This is a genomic window from Exiguobacterium sp. MH3 (assembly GCF_000496635.1).
GTDB lineage: Bacteria > Bacillota > Bacilli > Exiguobacteriales > Exiguobacteriaceae > Exiguobacterium_A > Exiguobacterium_A indicum.
Window position 1 is genome coordinate 2,619,013 of record NC_022794.1, and the last position, 18,200, is coordinate 2,637,212.

Annotated in this window: 16 protein-coding genes and 1 riboswitch; of the genes, 6 read left to right on the forward strand and 10 right to left on the reverse strand. The window is 47.5% G+C overall.

Annotated features, from left to right (window positions below):
• Positions 1-214: 214 nt before the first annotated feature.
• The 6 genes from U719_RS13695 to U719_RS13715 form a co-directional block, all read right to left on the reverse strand.
• The gene (locus U719_RS13695; RefSeq protein WP_023469374.1) at positions 215-1,303 is read right to left on the reverse strand and encodes a universal stress protein; all 1,089 of its coding nucleotides are present in this window, start codon (positions 1,301-1,303) and stop codon (positions 215-217) included.
• Positions 1,300-1,821 carry a K(+)-transporting ATPase subunit C gene (kdpC, locus tag U719_RS13700; RefSeq protein WP_023469375.1) on the reverse strand — a complete coding sequence of 174 codons (522 nt, stop codon included), beginning with the start codon at positions 1,819-1,821 and terminating at the stop codon, positions 1,300-1,302. Before kdpC ends, U719_RS13695 begins: the two co-directional genes overlap by 4 nt.
• A gap of 14 nt (positions 1,822-1,835) precedes the next feature.
• Positions 1,836-3,905, reverse strand: a complete 2,070-nt coding sequence (kdpB, locus tag U719_RS13705) for a potassium-transporting ATPase subunit KdpB (protein ID WP_023469376.1) — start codon at positions 3,903-3,905, stop codon at positions 1,836-1,838.
• A 17-nt stretch (positions 3,906-3,922) separates the two neighbouring features.
• Positions 3,923-5,563, reverse strand: coding sequence for a potassium-transporting ATPase subunit KdpA (kdpA, locus tag U719_RS13710; RefSeq protein WP_023469377.1), 1,641 nt, complete (start codon positions 5,561-5,563; stop codon positions 3,923-3,925).
• 22 nt (positions 5,564-5,585) lie between these two features.
• The gene (locus U719_RS17135; RefSeq protein WP_071908832.1) at positions 5,586-5,666 is read right to left on the reverse strand and encodes a potassium-transporting ATPase subunit F; all 81 of its coding nucleotides are present in this window, start codon (positions 5,664-5,666) and stop codon (positions 5,586-5,588) included.
• A 221-nt stretch (positions 5,667-5,887) separates the two neighbouring features.
• A riboswitch (cyclic di-AMP (ydaO/yuaA leader) is annotated at positions 5,888-6,041 on the reverse strand.
• Between the two features lie 241 nt (positions 6,042-6,282).
• On the reverse strand, positions 6,283-6,477 hold the full coding sequence (locus U719_RS13715) for a hypothetical protein (protein WP_023469379.1): 195 nt from the start codon (positions 6,475-6,477) through the stop codon (positions 6,283-6,285).
• A gap of 170 nt (positions 6,478-6,647) precedes the next feature.
• On the opposite strand from U719_RS13715, the gene U719_RS13720 reads away from it, so the two are divergent.
• Positions 6,648-7,127 carry a glutathione peroxidase gene (locus tag U719_RS13720; protein WP_023469380.1) on the forward strand — a complete coding sequence of 160 codons (480 nt, stop codon included), beginning with the start codon at positions 6,648-6,650 and terminating at the stop codon, positions 7,125-7,127.
• A 46-nt stretch (positions 7,128-7,173) separates the two neighbouring features.
• Here U719_RS13720 and U719_RS13725 read toward each other — a convergent pair whose 3' ends face one another.
• Together U719_RS13725 and U719_RS13730 are read right to left on the reverse strand one after the other, a co-directional pair.
• The gene (locus U719_RS13725; protein WP_023469381.1) at positions 7,174-7,743 is read right to left on the reverse strand and encodes a hypothetical protein; all 570 of its coding nucleotides are present in this window, start codon (positions 7,741-7,743) and stop codon (positions 7,174-7,176) included.
• A gap of 63 nt (positions 7,744-7,806) precedes the next feature.
• The gene (locus U719_RS13730; RefSeq protein ID WP_023469382.1) at positions 7,807-8,877 is read right to left on the reverse strand and encodes a glycerate kinase; all 1,071 of its coding nucleotides are present in this window, start codon (positions 8,875-8,877) and stop codon (positions 7,807-7,809) included.
• A 121-nt stretch (positions 8,878-8,998) separates the two neighbouring features.
• On the opposite strand from U719_RS13730, the gene U719_RS13735 reads away from it, so the two are divergent.
• The 3 genes from U719_RS13735 to U719_RS13745 all read left to right on the forward strand — a co-directional run bounded on the left by U719_RS13735 (position 8,999) and on the right by U719_RS13745 (position 13,955).
• On the forward strand, positions 8,999-12,508 hold the full coding sequence (locus tag U719_RS13735) for a CDP-glycerol glycerophosphotransferase family protein (RefSeq protein ID WP_023469383.1): 3,510 nt from the start codon (positions 8,999-9,001) through the stop codon (positions 12,506-12,508).
• Positions 12,509-12,660: 152 nt separating this feature from the next.
• Positions 12,661-13,344, forward strand: a complete 684-nt coding sequence (locus U719_RS13740; protein WP_023469384.1) for a hypothetical protein — start codon at positions 12,661-12,663, stop codon at positions 13,342-13,344.
• Positions 13,341-13,955: a hypothetical protein gene (locus U719_RS13745; RefSeq protein WP_144080708.1), complete on the forward strand. Its 615-nt coding sequence runs from the start codon at positions 13,341-13,343 to the stop codon at positions 13,953-13,955. Before U719_RS13740 ends, U719_RS13745 begins: the two co-directional genes overlap by 4 nt.
• A gap of 74 nt (positions 13,956-14,029) precedes the next feature.
• Here the strand turns inward: U719_RS13745 and U719_RS13750 are convergent, their stop codons facing one another.
• Complete coding sequence (locus tag U719_RS13750; RefSeq protein ID WP_023469386.1) at positions 14,030-14,935, reverse strand: Gfo/Idh/MocA family protein; 906 nt, start codon at positions 14,933-14,935, stop codon at positions 14,030-14,032.
• Positions 14,936-15,098: 163 nt separating this feature from the next.
• Here U719_RS13750 and U719_RS13755 point away from each other — a divergent pair, with 163 nt between their 5' ends.
• Positions 15,099-16,310, forward strand: a complete 1,212-nt coding sequence (locus U719_RS13755; protein ID WP_235147599.1) for an SH3 domain-containing protein — start codon at positions 15,099-15,101, stop codon at positions 16,308-16,310.
• 146 nt (positions 16,311-16,456) lie between these two features.
• Complete coding sequence (locus tag U719_RS13760) at positions 16,457-17,062, forward strand: AmiS/UreI family transporter (RefSeq protein WP_023469388.1); 606 nt, start codon at positions 16,457-16,459, stop codon at positions 17,060-17,062.
• A 234-nt stretch (positions 17,063-17,296) separates the two neighbouring features.
• Here U719_RS13760 and U719_RS13765 read toward each other — a convergent pair whose 3' ends face one another.
• On the reverse strand, positions 17,297-18,193 hold the full coding sequence (locus U719_RS13765) for an LCP family protein (protein ID WP_023469389.1): 897 nt from the start codon (positions 18,191-18,193) through the stop codon (positions 17,297-17,299).
• Positions 18,194-18,200: the final 7 nt, after the last annotated feature.

Genomic DNA, 18,200 nt, shown 5'->3' on the forward strand with positions numbered 1-18,200 from the left:
ATGTAGAACGAAAAATGTCATCCTCCACTCCTACAGGATAAAAAAGCGCGCTCGGCGCTTTCGTCAGGGTTAGGTAAGACCCGGCAGACCGCATCAAATGCAGGGATGCCGCGGCTTACCTCCCGCCCTGAGGACAGGGAGAATGACCGACTCGTTCGTCTTGTGAAACGACAAACTTCGAAGAGAACCCCTGCATTTACGCGGAAGGGCTCCCCTAGCGTTCCATGTCATCGGCAACGATTTGAATATCAATCCCGCGGACATGACGCATGATTTCATTGATGATTGATCCGCGCCGAATTTCCTGCCAACGGGTCCGTGCGGATTGACCGAGGACGATTTGAGTGATGCGATGATGCTTGGCAGCTGCCGTGATCGCTTGGGCGATCGAGCGCTCGCCTTGGATTCGGATTAGAACTTCTGCTCCGAACAAGGAGCCGCTCTCGCGTACCATCGCTAAGACTTCTTTCTGTTTCGCATTCAATTGATTTTCTGCTGCCGGTAAAATCGTTAGGACATACAGTTCTGCCTTCAATCGACTTGCCATGCGAAAGCCGCGATAGATCAACTTCCGCGCGTTGTCGTTGAGCTGGATACAGACGAGAATTCGTTCTTGTAGCGACGCCGGATCTTTTTCGATCAGCAAACGTGATTGATAGACTTGATCGTCGACTTCGTCCGCGACCTGACGCAGCGATAGCTCACGTAAGCTCGCAAGATTCTGAAGCGAGAAGAACGAATTCAAGCTCTGTTCAATCTTTTCTTTTTTGTAGATCTTTCCTTGCTCGAGTCGTTCCCGTAACGTCTGTGGTGTGACATCGACGAGTAGAATCTCATCGGCTTCCCCGAGAAACGGATCCGGGATGCGTTCCCGCACTTCGACACCCGTCACTTCCTTGACTTTAAAGAGCAAGCTTTCGAAATGCTGGATGTTGACGGCCGAATAGACATTAATTCCTGCTTCAAGAAGTGCTGCGACATCTTGATAGCGTTTCTTTCGTACCGATCCTGGCGCATTCGTATGCGCCAGTTCATCGATCAGTACGATATCCGGGCGACGGGCAATGATCGCGTCCACGTTCACCTCGGGGAATGTCTTGTCCTTGTAGACGACTTCAAGTAGCGGGACTTGTTCGAGTTGCCCGACCATCTCCGCCGTCTCTTTTCGACCGTGCGTCTCAATCAGACCGATGACGACATCCTTACCCTCAAGCGTCAATGTTCGTGCATCGGCAAGCATCTTATACGTCTTTCCGACACCAGGAGCTGAGCCGATGTACAGCTTCAGCTTTCCTCGTGTCATGATTTACTCCGATCAAGGGCTAAGTTCAAGCGCAGGACGTTGACGTAATCATGTGTTCCTGCTTCCTTCGTGATCAACTTCCGTACTTCTTCACGCGACAGGTCGCGCGCGGTTGCGATACGCTTCGCCTGAACCAAAGCATAATCGACTGAGATGTGCGGATCGAAGCCAGAACCGGATGTCACGAGGGCATCGTCCGGAAGCGAAGCGCCGTCCACTTGGTTCTGTTTCTGTAATTCCGCCATCTTCGTGCCAAGCTCCGGGTTCGATGCTGCTAGGTTATCCCCAGCAGACGCTCCCGCTAATTGATCGACCGCTGATGGACGTCCGTGAAAATACTGTTTCGACGTGAACGGCTGGGCAATCAATTCCGATCCGATGAATTTTCCGTTTTCTTGTACTAAAGAACCTTCAGCTTTATCCGGTACGAGTAGTTGACCGAACAGGGTCAATAAAGCGGGAAAGACGATCCCGCATAACGCCGTGACGAAGACCGTCACACGAATGGCTTGTTTCATGATTCGTTTTCTCCTTAGAGGATGCTTGCAAGCAAGACATCGATGATTTTAATCCCAATGAATGGAACGACGACACCGCCAAGACCGTAGATCAGCAAGTTACGACCGAGTAATTGATCCGCCGTCATCGGTTTGTAGGTAACCCCCCGCATCGCGAGTGGAATCAACATCGGAATGATGATCGCATTGAAGATCAAGGCAGACAAGATCGCACTCGTCGGTGAATCAAGACGCATGATATTGAGTACTTCCATCTGCGGGATTGCGACCATGAACATTGCTGGGATGATCGCGAAATATTTCGCGACATCGTTTGCGATCGAGAACGTCGTCAAGGCACCCCGTGTCATCAAGAGCTGTTTCCCGATTTCGACGACTTCGATGATTTTCGTCGGGTTCGAATCGAGATCGATCATGTTCGCCGCTTCTTTTGCGGCTTGCGTTCCGCTGTTCATCGCGAGTCCGACATCGGCTTGAGCGAGCGCTGGTGCATCATTCGTTCCGTCTCCCGTCATCGCGACGAGGTGACCAGCTGCTTGTTCCTGCTGAATGACACGAATCTTATCTTCCGGCTTACATTCCGCGACGAAATCATCGACGCCTGCTTCGCGGGCGATCGTTGCTGCCGTCAACGGGTTGTCACCCGTACACATGACCGTCTTGATACCCATCTCACGCAACCGATCGAATCGTTCACGCATGCCCGGTTTCACCGTATCCTTCAAATATATGACGCCAAGGATCGTTGCGTCGATCGCTACGACAAGTGGTGTTCCACCAAGACGAGAAACTGCATCTACTTTCTCTTGCAAATCATTCGGAATGGTTCCACCTTGTTCCTTGACCCATTCTTGAATCGCTTGCCCCGCCCCTTTCCGTACACGGCGACCATCTCTTAAGTCGAGTCCGGACATCCGTGTCTCTGCGCGGAACGGTACGATCTCTGCTCCATCTAACCAGTGTTGTTCCACCGGCATCGCGCGAAGTTCAGCGAGTTCAAGAACGGAACGTCCTTCTGGTGTCTCATCAGCGAGTGAGGCGAGGATTGCCCCCTCAAACGCCTGCTCGGCAGTGCGTCCGCCGACTGGCGTGATTTCCGACGCCATCCGGTTACCGAACGTGATTGTTCCTGTTTTGTCCAAGATGATCGTTTGGATATCGCCTGCTGCTTCGACCGCCTTCCCGCTCATCGCGATGACGTTGAAGCGGGTAACACGGTCCATTCCGGCGATTCCGATTGCTGACAGTAAGCCACCGATCGTCGTCGGGATCAAACAGACGAGTAAGGCGATCAAGATCGGACCTGACAGATCAAATCCAAGGTAGTTCGTAAAGACAGGTAGTGTCATGACGACAAGTAAGAAAATCAATGTCAAGCTCGTCAAGAGCGTTGATAACGCGAGTTCGTTCGGTGTCTTTTGACGACTTGCGCCTTCAACGAGGGCAATCATCTGATCGAGGAATGATTCACCCGGATTGCTTGTGATCCGGACTTCGATCTCGTCACTGACGACGAGTGTGCCGCCGATGACCGAGGAGAAATCACCGCCCGCTTCTTTGATGACGGGTGCGGATTCACCGGTGATCGCCGATTCATCAATCGAAGCAAGTCCTTTGATGATTTCACCGTCACCCGGTACATACTCTCCTGCTCGGACGAAGACGATATCGCCCTTCCGAAGGGTCGCGGACGAAACGCTTTGAATCAGTTGTCCGACACGTTTACGTGCCATGACATCTGCTTTTGACGCTTTCAGTGAGTCCGCCTGGGCTTTCCCGCGTCCTTCCGCGATCGATTCAGCGAAGTTCGCGAACAAGACCGTTAAGAAGAGGATGATACTGACCGTCAAGTTAAAGCCACGCATCTCATCAATGAAGATCGTATAGCCGATTGCGAGCAAGCAGCCGATCCAGACGACGAACATGATCGGTTGTTTGACCATATTGACGGGATTTAATTTTTTAAAGGCATCGATCGTCGCTTGACGCGCGATCGAGCCATTGATTGCTGATTTGGATTGGTGTTCCGGCTCCCCGTTCGGTTGGTGTTCCTCGGGCGTCGGATGCATGATTCGTTCCATCATATGCTTTTATCTCCTGTTCACATCGTCAGCCAATCCGCGACTGGTCCAAGTACGAGCACTGGCAAGAATGTCAATGCACCGACGAGTACGACCGTACCGAGGAAGACTGTTCCGAAGAGTGGTGTGTCTGTCTTAAACGAAAATTCATCTTGCGGAACCGATGGCTTCGCTTTAAGCGAACCAACGATTGCAAGCATCAAGATCAATGGGATGTAGCGTCCGAAGAACAACGCGAATGACGTCGAGACGTTCCAGTAGACGTTTGCGTCACCGAGTCCTTCAAAACCTGATCCGTTGTTCGCCGTCGCAGACGTGAACTCATACAAGACTTGCGACAGTCCGTGATAGCCTGGGTTCGAGATGCCGGCGACGCCTGGTGCAACGTACATCGAGATTGCCGTTCCGACGAGAATCAGGAAGGGCGGCACGAGTAGCGCGATCGCGATCATCTTCACTTCGAACGTCTCGATTTTCTTCCCGAGGAACGTCGGTGTCCGACCGATCAAGAGACCTGTCAGGAAGACCGCGACGAAGGCATAAAGCAAGACGTTCAAGAATCCTGCACCTGCTCCACCGTAAACGACATTGAGCATCATATTACCGAGCTGGATCAATCCAGCAAGTGGATGCAGTGAGTCGTGCATCGCGTTGACCGCACCGGTTTCAGCTGCCGTCGTGATCGAACTGTAGAGCGCCGTTCCGATTTGACCAAATCGTAATTCCTGACCATGTGCCGTTGGATTCGCAAGTAAGCTCCCTGCCATTCCGACCGTCATCATGATGAAAAGAAGCGTCATGACACCAAGGAATAGTCGACCTTGTTTCGCTGAACCGATGATTTTTCCGTAAGCGATCGGAAGTGACATCGGAATCAGTAGCATCAAGAACATCTGGATGAAGTTGACGAACTGGTTCGGGTTTTCAAACGGATGCGCTCCGTTGGCACCAAAGAAACCGCCACCGTTGTTACCAAGCTGTTTGATGACTTCAAAAGCAGCGACCGGTCCGCGGTAAATCAACTGCTTCGCTCCTTCGAGCGTCGTGACGCTGACTGCTCCTCCGAATGTCTGCGGTACACCGAGTACGATCATCGCTAAACCGAAGACGAACGAAATCGGTAAGAGAATTCGGAAGATGAAGCGGAAGAAGTCGGCATAGAAGTTACCGAGCGGTTTATTCGCAAGTCCACGGATGACAGCGATACAGACCGTGAATGCCATCGTTGGAGCGACGAATAACATCGTTCCGAGGACGAACGTTTGCGAGAGGTATGAGAGTGCCTCGCCTGAATAGTGTTGTTGATCGGTATTCGTCATGAAGCTGATCGTCGTATGAAGCGCCGTCGACCAGTCGAGATTCACAGCACCATTCGGATTCAAGGGTAGACTGCCTTGGAAGCGAAGTAACAAATATCCACCGATGAAAAATAACAGGTTGACGAGCAAGAGGCTCTTCGAATAGCCGACCCACGATTGATCGTGTTTCTTTTCATCGACACCGAGTAACAACAACAGTCGTCGTTCGACCTTACCAATTTTATCGACCCGGCGCTCTGCGACAGGTGCGAAGTATATCCCGATGTAGCGACCAAGCAAGACCGCCGCGCAAAGTGCGATGACGAGTAGGATCCAAAATTGGATCATGAATTGAGTCCACATGTTTTTCTTTTCTCCTATGCGATTAGAATTTTTCTGGATACATCAGACAATAACCGAGATACAAGAAGACGAGGCAGCCCGTCGCCAGTAAAAACCATGTCATTTGCGGTCACCTGCTCTCCACTGGACACGCTCGATCAGATGAATCATCCCGAACGTCGTACCGAAGAAGAAGGCAAGTAGTAAGATACTCCACAGCTCTCCCATTATGAAATTACCCCCATATTATTCAATATTTTTACAATTAAACACGACAAAAAGGCGATGTGAGGCGAAAAACGGCCCCAGCATCGCCTTGATAACTTGGCATACTGAAAAAGAGTCGTTCCCTCCTAAAAACGCCTGCGAGGTTAGCTGTCGGATTCGGGCATACCTAGGAATTAGCCCTACCTTTCCCGTTCGGAAAGGATTCACCCCGTGTCACGGTTCGTGACGGTTGGGTCCCCCGCTTCAATCATGAATTCGGCGTACTTTGAGATCGAAGCATTAACATGTTAGTGTTCGTTGATGAGATGGATATTACTCCGATTTTTTAAGGTTGTAAATAGAAAAGTTGAAAAAAAAATAGTCTGATTTTTTAATGACTTACTTTTGAAAAATAGTGTTTTTCGTCCCTATACTATAGAAGAAAAAAAACCGCAGAAATCGATTCCTTCATCTAAAATGGAGGAGCTCCATTTTAGCGAGAATCGTTCCGCGGTTTCATGAACAAACAATGATTATGATTGCTGATTCATTTTGGCATGGACCGTCAAAGGAGCTAGCATCGTCACCCATAGGGCAACCACTCCAGAAACAAGAATCACAATATCGCGTTCGAATCCAAGCGTCAGTAAGGTAATACAACTTCCGACGAGGACGAGACAAAGCGTCGCGATCATGACGAACCGCGATTGTTTCAACATTTTTCTCATGTGGCATCTCTCCTTTCCTTCCATATTCCTTTTCATCGTAACAAAGATTCGTCGAAAAAGCGTCGCTGACACCCGATTGTGATGTTTCTGTCATCTCGCAAGTAGCGATAGAAGACGACGGGAAAACGGATTTGTTACACTGGAGAAGTACTTAAAAAGGGGGAATCGATATGTTACAAGATCATTCATTTCAACGCGTCGACGGAACATCGGCATCCTTAAGTGACTACCCAGCTCAAGCATGGCTGATCGTCAATACAGCCAGCAAATGTGGCTTGACGCCACAGTTCGAAGGACTCGAGCAATTGCATCAAGATTACCGTTCACAAGGATTGACCGTACTTGGTTTCCCATGTAATCAGTTCGCGAACCAAGATCCGGGAACGGACGAGGAGATTCAGTCTTTCTGCCAAGTCAACTACGGCGTGACGTTCCCCGTCTTTTCAAAAATCGATGTCAACGGTGAGCAAGCACATCCGTTATTCGAAGAACTGAAAGCACAAGCACCAACGACGGACGGTGCAACAGACATCGAGTGGAATTTCACGAAATTCCTCGTGACCCGTGATGGAGAAGTGACGCGGTTCTCTCCAAAAACGAATCCAACTGATTTGACGGCAGCGATCGAACGATTGCTCGTTCAAGTCTAAAAAATAAGCTTCCCTCCTTCTATCTTGAAGGAACGGAAGCTTATTTTCATGTTGTCCCCGGCTCGAGATGACGACTGATCATCTCTTCCGCCAATCGTTTGACGTCATCGATATCGCGCATTTCCGTGAACGGATGCCCCCAGACGATCAGCTCTTCGATTTCTTCAATCGGTTGCGTCGTATAGCGTGTACCATCGGCAACGAACTCTTGCGCAATTGTGGATTCAAAGGCAGCATATTTTAGGAGCCACGGCTTTTCACTTAAGATCTTTTGCGCATGTTTCGCTTGCTTGAACGAAACATCGCCGACGAGGACGACCGGATCGAATCGTTCGTGGAGCGGATGCGTATATTGAACAGAGATCAGCAATCCATGTTGATTCGTTTTTTCTTGTTGCCGGACATACGTCCGTGTTAAAAAGTGCGGCACGAGTGACTCCGCACTCTCCTTTGTCTGATGGATGCTCAGACCATGCTCCGTTTGGACGACTTCCGGGAGAACCGGTTCGTATCCACGGTTTGCTAATTGTTGATCGAGCTCTTTGAACAACAGCAGAGTATGTTCGACCAGTGCTCGGACTTGGCGAAACGATAATTGAATCGATTGATTGATCATACGATGACCTACCTTCTCTAAAAGTATGGCAATATACAGTTATTTACCCAAACTTTTCCGACTTCATCCCTGTTCCCGTGAAAGTTCTTTTAGCCAGATCGAGGCCTGCTCTTTTAAGCGAGCAAACGTCTGCTCTTTGTCTAACGTAACGGGTCGGTTGACATGAATCGATCGACAATCCAGCGCACCGGGTATCTTTTCTTCGACGATACCAGCAAGAATAAGACATGGAACTTGAGCAACTCCAGCAGATCGCACGATTTCTCCTGTTATTTTCCCTAATTGACTTTGGTGATCGACTTTCCCTTCACCAGTCCAGACATAATCTGCTTTCCGTAATCGTTCTTCGAATCCTATATACGTGAGGATGGACTGGGCACCGGATACGATCGTTCCCCCGACAGCATGAATCGCACCACCCAGTCCACCTGCGGCTCCTGCACCTTGAATATTTTCTAGCTTAAGAATCGTTTCCATTTCTTTCAATCGTTGATCTAAATATTCAATCTCATTTCGTCGCAACCCTTTTTGGGGTCCAAATAGATATGCTGGACCGTCTTGACCAGAGTAATGGGAACGAACATCGACCAATGCCTCCAACGAAAATGAAGCGTCTATACATGTCAGCCGTTGCGCCTCGACTAGCGGATTCGTGTGAAACCGAATCGGACGATCTTCCGCATCTCGTAAAGAACATCCCATTTCATGTAAAAAACCAAGCCCGCCATCTGTCGTTCCTGTTCCTCCAAGAGCGACTCGAATCTTTGTCATGCCTTTTCGGCGTAACGTCTGGACGAGATGACCGACTCCTTTGGTGTGTAGCAAAAACGGATCGTCTGTTTCATGTCTCATCGATAATCCGCATATCTGTGCGACTTCAATGACGGCTTCTTGTCCATGTTGCGCATACATCACTTCACAAGGGCGTCCGGCTAAGTCCACCGTCCACTCCGTCCGCATCTCATAGCCCCCTGCCGCGTACACGGTGAGTGTTCCTTCTCCTCCATCAGCGACAGGCGATTGATCGATGATCGCGGATGGATCCCGTTGAAGAATACCTGCAGCGACCGCCTCTGCCGCTTCTTTCGAAGCGAGGCTTCCTTTGAACGTATCCATTAAAATCAAATGACGCATTCTTCACACCTTCTTTATAAGTTAATCCGCCTTTTTCTGTAACCACTTACATTTACTTTTATGGTATGTTATTGTGTGTTAAAAATACCATCTTCTTTTACACATATTAGGAGGTTTTGTTATGAATGTATCACATCTGTTTTTGAGAATGGCACGGTCCGGTAAAACGATCTTACCGAAACGCTCTTCTTCTAAAGAACGGAAGACTAGCAAACAGCAGATCTCTCTTATGTCAGATGAACATGCTTTATCCTTATCGGGTCATCTGACCGATCCGGATTTAGTCGTCGAGTCCCTTTGTATTTATGACCGGAATCAGCTCCTCGTCACGGAGCTCGTGAATCATCAAGCACGTTCAACCTTTTTCCGATTCGAATTCAATCCATCCCATATTCACCTTCTGATCGATCACCTCATTCAGCATCAAGACACTCACCTAGAACAAGAAGATTTTTCAGAAGAATCAGCTCTTACACCTGAGACGTTATTGCCTCATGGTCGATTTTCCCTATATCTCAAATATCGTAAACCGCTTGCGGCCATTCCACCGGAAACACTTGAGAAGTGGCAAGAGAGCGGTCTTCCTTCGCGATCGACCATTACTAATGAGTCATATGTACGAGAAATTACATTAGGTCGTTTCTTACGTACTACTATTCCTTCACCACTCTCGCCTCTTTTTGATGAAGCGAAGCAACATCGCGTCTTTTTATACACAGACTTGAAAGGAAACATCCGATTATTGCTCAACAAGGAACCCGTCATTAAGTCACGGCTTCAGATTGATCGGATCGATAAAAAACACTCTCACGAAACACATATCGAAGGGAAACTTTTTTCACGTCATTCTTTTTTAAAGAAAGGACAGCTCATCCTCGTCCATCGTGAAACCGGAGATCGGATCGCACTGCCTGTTGATTGGTTCTATGATCAAGAGGCAAGTCAACGTCGGTTTGGTCTATATCGCTATACGTATCGCACACAGATTGATTGGTCCGCCTTACAATCGGAGCGTCTTCTCCATGAAGGCATCTACGATAGCTTCATGGAACTGACCTACTACCATCGTCTGATCCCTCGCCTCGTCCGACTCGGAAGAGCTCGTTACATCACACGTCATCTCACAACGGAACTCACTGGGCGCAACGCGACACATACGATGCATGTCACACCTTATTTCACTGTCGGTCATCGGAATCTCTCGTTTGAATTAAGTGCGTTCACGAACGAAAATTATCGTTACCTTGAGCATATGATGACGTTTGCCCCTCTCTATCGTCTCTTTGCTGACCGAAAAACATGGTTGATCGGGGAAAGACCTTATAAAGCACAAGATAACGGGTATCACTTTTTCCGGTTCATGCGCGAGCAACATACAGAACATCCTGCTTACTACGTGATTGATCCAAATTCACCTGAGTATGATAAGGTCGCGATTCTTGGAAATACCTTGCCTTTCCGTTCGAAAGAACATATTTATCATTCGTTCATGGCAAGTAAATTCGTTGGAACCCATCATGCCGACTATCTTTATCCCCTTCGCTCACCGCGATTCAAGCGAAAAATGAAAGCCGACCGGATCTTCATTCAACATGGAGTACTGGGCGCTAAAAATATGGAGAATCAGTACGGCAAATTCGCATTATCGTTCGATACCGATCTCTTTTTAGTGAGTTCTGAACGGGAACGTCGATTGGTCATGCAGGATATGGGCTATCGTCAAGACGAGATTCGAATTACGGGGCTCTCACGCTTCGACGCCCTCTTGAACGGTGACACGCCCGTCAAACGGCAAATCTTGATCATTCCGACGTGGCGTTCGTGGTTGCAAACACCTATTCAGTTCTTGGAATCGGACTATTTCGCACAGTACTCCGCTCTTTTAGAACACCCGCGCCTCCATGAACTCGCACACGACCATGATTTGGAGATTCTGTTCTGTCTACATCCGAATATGCAACAGTACGCGAGCCATTTCGAGCGTTTCCCAGTGACCGTCATCTATCAAGGCGAACGGGATGTCCAAAGTTTGTTGAAGGAGAGTCTCTTACTCATTACAGACTACTCGAGCGTCGCCTTTGATTTTAGTTTCTTAGGACGACCGGTTCACTATTTCCAATTCGATGCTCGCAGATTCATCGGTCCGGTCGGTTCGCACCTTGATTTAGCGAAAGAGTTACCCGGTCCCATCTCGACTACAGTCGATGATTTAATCGCTGACCTCGAAGCGACGGCCTCACGTGATTTTGCGATGCTTCCGTCTTACAAGGAGCGGGCTGCGGTCTTCTTAAAACCAACAGAACAGTCTTATTCCGAAGATATCTACCAAACGATTCTTGATTACAAACAGCAGCGCCATGTTTGGGAAACGATACAAACAAAAGAAGCATCACTCGTGTTATTCCGACTTTTCCGTCGGAGTCGCTTCTATTTTCCGATCATGAAAATCAGCTATCGCTTGATGAAAAAATTACCGGTACAAGAAAATAAAATCGTGTTCGAGAGCGGGCTCGGTAAACAGTACGGTGATAGTCCCCGTTATATCTATGAAGAATTGCGTCGCCTCGGTAGCACCCATCAAGTCGTCTGGGTACACAATAAACGACTCTATCTCGGGGATGATCATGTTAACGTCATCAAACGTCTGTCACCTCGCTACTTTTATCATTTAGCGACGGCCAAGTACTGGGTGAACAATCAAAACTTCCCTCATTACATGACCCGACGTAAAGAAACGACCTATATTCAAACATGGCACGGCACACCACTGAAAAAGATGTTATTCGATTTAGAGGAAATTCATGGTCGAGACACCGGTTATGTCGACCGTGTCACTCGCTCGATCCAACAATGGAGCGTGCTTCTCTCGCCGAGTAGTTATGCGACAGCGATTTTTAAAAGTGCTTTCCAGTATGAAGGAACAATCCTTGAATCCGGCTATCCACGTAATGACTTATTTTTTGCAGATGCTACGAAAAAAGTCGACGACTTGCGTGCACAACTGAACATTTCGCCGGATAAAAAAGTCATCTTATATGCTCCTACGTTCCGGGATCATCATGCATTAGGAAACGGAAAATTTTTCTTTGATTACCCGTTCGAATTCAGTCGTGTCGCTGAAGCACTAGGGGATGACTATGTATTCCTCATTCGAACCCATGTACTCGTGACGAAAAAACCGAAAATTCCAAGTGAGTATCGAGAACAGTTCCTCGATGTCACCAACTATCCCGACATCCAAGAACTCTATTTATTAACTGATTTATTGATCACTGACTATTCATCCGTCTTTTTTGATTTCGCCAATCTTAATCGTCCAGTCCTGTTCTATGCTTATGACCTAGAGCTCTATCGCGATACGTTGCGCGGTTTCTACTTGGACTATCAAAAGGACTTACCTGGTCCGATCATTGAAGAGGAACTGTCCTTTTACGAGGCACTGGCGACGATTCCGTCTTGGTCGAAGGATTATCAAATAAAGCTCGATCATTTTCGGGAAACGTTCTGTGCGAAAGAGGATGGGCTTGCCGCTAATCGCGTAGTACGTACCTACTTCTTGGATGATGCTCCACTCGAAGCGTCCGAGACAGCCGAAGGAATCTTCGTAACGGATCCGTTGAAAAGTACGTAAATGAAACAGTAAAGAACTCATCCATTATCAAGCTGGATGAGTTCTTTTTCATGCTTTGATTACGTTTTCAATTAATGATAAGATGGAAATGATTTCAATAAATAAGATACCGACAAGAAATTGAATTTCATACACTTAGGAGGACTTGTCTTATGGAACGTTGTTCACTTTGCGGAACACCTCTAGGCTACGAGGATGACGCGTGCTCCTATTGCCAGCATCCCGTCATCGCACGGAAGCGTCCTGAAACGGAACCGACTTCATCTGCATTTCGTCCTGTTCTACTATGCATAATCATTCTTTTCGTCTTAATGACCTCAAGTTTATTTTGGTATATGACGAAAGATGCCTCTTCTTCAGAGGTCGTACCTTCTCCAGTCCAGACATGGAGTCTCTCGGAATGGTCAGATGAACAGGTTGCCTATAATCAAACCTATTCGAAAAATAAACCGCCTACATCGTATGATGTATTACGTTTCGTCCGTCAGTATACAGGAACCGTCCCTGAACTCATCACCTTTTCAACACGTTATGATTCGATCGAGACTTTCTCTTCGATTCAATATATGTCTTCTCGCGCATTCAAATCTGAACTTCAGGCACTGACCGCTCTGCGCCAAAAAGCAACTTCTGCTGCACCACCCCGCATTCACACAGTTGAATTCCAGGATTTTTCATCCGATGGTTCCATCTATGAACTTCGTACGCTAGAAACGTATCAAACGACACAAGGAAACGAGCCTTCATTTGTCACCTATCGCGTGCAGTATCGTATTCAACTGCATACGGATCATCTCCAAATCACGCACACTACACGAACTGAGGTGAAAACATGAGATATACATGGATGCTTCTTTTCTGTTTGATTTTATCAGGTTGTAAAGAGACACCCTCTAACGTTCAAAGGGAAATGGAGAACGATGCCTACACTCAAGTCGTCGAGCGCGCGACAACTAAGCAGGATAGTCAAGCGGCTCAAACGATGGTGAAGTTGGAGCAACAGTTCGCTAGCTATCATTTCAAAGAAGTAATCCGAACTGCCCGTACGATTGAACAGTCTGATTTAGCGCCGGATCACCCGATTCGTGAACGGGCTCAGTTGATTGAACAAACCGCTCAAGAGAAAATCAAGCAAGTCCGGCAGTTTGAAGGAACGTATGAAGTGGAGCGAAGTACTTTCGAAAATGAACCGTTTGAAGGGAGGGGTCGTATCCACGTTTCGTTTGATTCACGAAATACCTTTGTCGCATCCCTTCAATTCGATCACTTTGGAACAGCTGGATCTTTTCGAAACGATACAGAAGTCATTCGATTCGAGCCTGACCTTTCAGCTCGCCTTTTCTTTTCAGAAGGAAGTGTGACCTATCGATTCGTTCGTTCCTCGCTTCGTCTGACCTTCGAAGGACCAGGCGGAAAAAAGACGTATCAGCTTTATGAGGTGACGTGATGGTAGAAGACCCATTCCTCGATTCCATCCATAGAAAAGCCGTACTCTCCTTGATTCCAGAGTACGGCTTTCGTTCATCTCATCACATGTTGATAGATGTGATGACAGAGTTCATGAGTTTCTAAACTATCTGAAGCCGTGACGGACGCAGACGGCTCACCCGCTATCGTTTTCAAGAATGCATCAATCAAGGCAATGAATCCTCTTCGACTCAATGTCGATTCCCAGTTATCTAGCGGATAGACAAGCGTTCCTTCACTCGTTTGTCGTTCGTGCATCGTCACGTCTGTAGCGATCCGCTTTTCATGCGGTCCCATCACTTCTACCCGCTCTTCCGTGACACCATTGTTCCGGTTCATCACTCCGATGGCAGTAATTCCATTTGATTCGAATTGAATCGTAACGTGATGCAACCCACTCGTATCCTGCTTACTCCGGATATGCAGGTTTTCGATTTTTCCACGTCCCGTCAAATAGCGCAGCGTATCCGCAACATGGATGAAATCATCAAACAAAAAAGGTTGCGCGCCCTCAACAGAAGGCGTTCGATTTTTTTGCATGATGATCATATTCGGGGATTCAACTTCTAACAGGCGACGATGTGCGGACGCGAATCGTCGATTGAATCCTGTAATGAACGGGACCTTCTTTTCCTCTGCCAATTGAACCAGCTCCCGAATTTCCTCGATGTTCATCGAAATCGGCTTATCGACGAATACAGGAACCCCTGCTTCGAGTGCTTGCTTCGCTTGTGTTGCATGCGCTTTTGTTGCGGAATGAATCATGACAGCATCCATTCCCTCTGACAACGCCGCTTCTAAAGTCGGAAACGTACCTGAAAAACGATACATCGATTGCCATTTTTTCGCTTTTTCCTCTTCGCGCGAAATCAAATGAATGTCCACGTCTTCTCTTGCGGCATATACAGGTAAGTATGCTTTTTGTGCGATATCTCCGATACCTACTACGGCTAATTTCATCTACTATCTCCTCCATTCATCTGCTCCATTATTCCCTTTTCATCACTATTATATTCGAATGCATCAATTTTTTTGAAAACAAGTGAATTTCCTTTTTTTGTTTTATGATGAATCTATATTTTCAAAAAGGAGGGAATGATTTTTTATGAAGCCATTTTTTCGAATGAGTCTGATACTCCTGATCCTGTTTACACTTTTCCTACCAGCTTTACCGGCGCAAGCTGCCAGTTATCAAGTCGTCGTCACATCCAAATCCGGAGGAAATATTCGTTCTAAACCAAGTACGAGTTCCTCTGCAACTATCGTTCGCCTCGCTGCGTATCAATCGAAATTCACAGCAGTATCGTATTCGAACGGTTGGTACAAAATCAAAGATGGCGGCACATACCGTTATCTGTCCAATCAAGTCGCAAAAAAAGTGACCGGTCCGAGTACATATGCTCTCGTCGTCACCTCTAAGTCTGGCGCGAACATTCGCTCCAAACCAAGCACGTCCTCTAGTAAGACGATCGTTCGGCGTGCTGCTTACAAGAGTGTGCTACAAGCAGTCTCCTATTCCAAAGGATGGTATAAGATTAAAGACGGAGGAAAGACACGCTACGTTTCCAATCAAGTCGTCCGAAAGAAAACAGCAGCTAGTAAATACCCGGTTGCCTCTTTACGCTATTTTCAACTCGGTTCTACTTCCTATATTACGACGAAACAAAGTAATGTCCGACGGTATCCGGCAAGTACGACCAAGTTGTTGACTGCCATCGTCGGATACGAAGTAGCCGCTCGAAACGGTACACTGGATCAACCTTTTACGCTCACGTATTCCATGATTTCAGTACCGTATGGTAGCAGTGTGGCGAGTTTACGCTCGGGAGATCGTGTCACGATGCGCCAACTCTTGAATGGCATGTTGATTCGCTCGGGTAATGATGCCGCTAAAGCGATTGCCGTTCGGACCGCGGGTTCTGAATCAAAGTTCGTTTCGTTAATGAATAGTCGTGCTCAAGCACTCGGCATGACAGCAAGTCATTTTTCTAATCCACATGGTTTTCATGAATGGAATCACTATACGACAGCTGCCGATATGCAAAAACTCGCGAACACATACGCGAATTATAGCTACCTGATTACAGTAAGCGGTCGAAAATCATATAAAGCAAGCATCAAAGGACCTTACGCTCGGACGTTAAAGTGGTATCACACGGATAAAACCTTACCTAAGGAACCTCGTATTTATGCGAGTAAAACGGGATATACTCCTGAAGCGAACAATACGCGCGTCTTTTTCCTTAAAAAGGGGAATGTCCGTTATGGATTGGTCACACTCAAAGGTACTCCCACTCAAACGGAAACGACACTCCGCTCTGTCTTAAAACAATAATTGCTCAATCAACAACCTGATTCCCTTTCCGGGAGTCAGGTTGTTTTTCATTTTGTCTCTAAAATTATGCTTGCGCTGAAAACGAATTCATCTTAGAGTTAAGTTTAGAATCAGACGTCTGACGTCTTAATGAAGGAGAGTTTTACGTGGGAAATGTCAGTTTGTTATTTGGGGGCGTCGCGCTCTTTTTAAATAGTTTGACCTTGTTCGGAAAAGTCGATCTCCGTAGCGCGGGTGTCTTCAGTCTCATCACCGGTTTATTGCAGACGTTCATCGCAACCTATCTCGTCATCGGTGCCGCTGGCGATCCAGCGTTGACGTTCGGATACGCGAGCATCTATCTGTTTGCCTTTACGTACGTTTACGTCGGGATCACGTTCTTGTTTAATCTCGACGGGAGCGGGGTCGGTTGGTTTTCCTTGTTCGTTGCGATTGCCGCCTTGTTTTATGCGTTCGTCAGTTTCACGACGAATGACATCATCGGTGGTGTGACGTGGTTGTTCTGGGCGTTGCTCTGGAGCCTGTTCTTTCTCGGAATGGGAATGAATCGCCCGATTGATGCAATCACTGCCCGTGTCGCCCTCGTCTTGAGCTGGTTGACATTAATCGTACCGGCACTGATCGGGCTTCGATTCGGCTACTTCAGTTCAGCGTATCAATGGTTATGGAGCGGTGCTGCCCTTCTGACTACCGTCTATTTCCTCTATACGATGATGAAATTCTCGATGCTTCGGATGATCCGGTCGTCGTGATACGCTCATCGATTCATCAAAAAAAGATGTCCATTTTCGGTTATGAATCGGAGATGGACATCTTTTTTTGTTTTATTTGTAGTATACGTCAAACGAAAAGCAAAATAATTTGTTCGCTCGACATCGCTTCCTAGGGAAAAACAAGCAAGAGTGACCCTGCAGCGAAGCGGTACGATGCTTGTCCCAGGAAAACGATGCGAGACGAACAAAGCATACGCTCGTTCTTGCCTCATGTCATTCCAATGCTTCCTTTAGTTGAGCTTGAACTTCTTTCAACGACTTGTCCGTCGGATGCCAGTAGTAGATTCCGTCCGATTCGATTCCCCCTTTCCCGTCGAGTGATAAGGTCTCGACATTTCGTAAGGCATCCCGGTAATCCGTCGCGACGGTCCGGGCAACGGAAAATGGTACGTTCGTCTTGACGTTTTTCCCGAGTGCGTCGAGGACAGCATTGAAGCGACGAATCGAGAAGTCCTCCGTCATCTTATCGGTGACCGCCTGAACGACTTGCCGTTGACGGATCTGTCGTCCAAAGTCACCGCGTGGATCATCATAGCGCATCCGCGCATAGGCAAGTGCTTCTTTCCCGTTCAGCGACAGTTCCCCTTTTGGAAATTGCATCTCATAATATGAGAAATTGATATCGTTCTCGACGGTGACACCATCGACGGCATTAACGAGATCCGTGAACCCTTCTAAATTGATCTCTGCGAAATAGTCGAGTCGGATATCCAGCAGATGACTAACCGTGTCGAGTGCCATCTGTGGACCACCGAAGGCATACGCATGATTGATCTTATCGTTCGATCCATTGCCGATGATTTCTGTTTTCAAATCACGCGGGATACTGATCATTTGGCTCTTATTCGTCTTCGGATCAATCGTTACGACGATGATCGTATCACTGCGTCCTGTCTCGTTTTTTCGTTGATCGACGCCGAGTAATAAAAAGGAGAGCCCTTTTTTCTGTTCGACGGCTTTCTCTGTCTCGACGCTCGCTTTGACTGGCACTTGGACTTGAACTTCTTTCATCGTCTGGCTCGCTTTATGGTACACATACCCGCCTGAACCGAAGAGAAGGAGCAGGCATATCCCCGTCAGTGTCAACACGATCCATTTCCACTTCTTCATCATCCAT